The organism is Reyranella sp. CPCC 100927 (genome assembly GCF_007859315.1).
Lineage (GTDB): Bacteria > Pseudomonadota > Alphaproteobacteria > Reyranellales > Reyranellaceae > Vineibacter.
The window spans coordinates 1-758 of the sequence record NZ_VOHA01000067.1; the positions used below are offsets into that span (position 1 = coordinate 1).

The window sequence follows — 758 nt, forward strand, 5'->3', positions numbered from 1 at the left end:
CCGGTGGCGCCACCACCACCGCCGCCGCCGCCGGCGTCGGCCGGTCCCGTGACGCCGTTGCCGCCGTCGAGGCCGGGGCCGCTGCCGGCGCTGCCGCCGGAGCCGGGATTGTTCCAGCCGCTGCCGCCATTGTTACTGCCGCTGCCACCCCCACCGCCGGCGTTCGGCCGGGAGGCATCGGCGCCGGGTTGTCCGGGCAGGCCGCCCGGGGTGCCGTTGGTGGCGTCGATGTGGCCACCCGTGCCACCGATCTGGGCCTGGGCCAGGGCGGAAAAAGCCGCCAGGGAAACAGCGATCAGCGCGGTGGAGCCGGCCAGAGCCTGGCGCCAGTGGTGATAGCCGCGGGTCATGGCGAACGCTCCCGAAAATGCACCGAACTTTGGGCTGCACTTTACGAGAGCGCCTGGCGCCAACCGGTCACGGATCCAAAACAGATTCGCCGGTGGAACAAATAAATCCTGGGAGCGCGGGCGTCCCGCCCGCTCATGTCTTGGTGCTACGAAGATGCGGGCGAGACCCTTCGGCAAGCTCAGGGCAGGCTGCCCGCGGTCCCACGGATCAGAACTTGTAGGTGAGGTTGCCCTTGAAGGCGTGGTCGCGGGCGCCCGAGGCGAGGACGCCGGCGTATCCGGCACCGACGGTGAAGGAGGAGCCGACCTTGAGATCGAAGCCGGCCTCGACGACGACGGCGTTGCGCGCGATGGGCACGCCCTGGACGCCGAAGGAAGTACCGCCGGCGAAGGCCATGCGGGCGGCGG

The 758-nt window shown here is 70.8% G+C and carries 1 protein-coding gene and 1 pseudogene; both read right to left on the reverse strand.

Annotation, left to right across the window (positions count from 1 at the left end):
* Window positions 1-350, reverse strand: a pseudogene (locus tag FQU96_RS42445) (hypothetical protein); the annotation flags it as partial.
* A 208-nt stretch (window positions 351-558) separates the two neighbouring features.
* On the reverse strand, window positions 559-758 hold a 200-nt coding region (locus FQU96_RS41990), incomplete at its 5' end, for an autotransporter outer membrane beta-barrel domain-containing protein (RefSeq protein WP_146547391.1).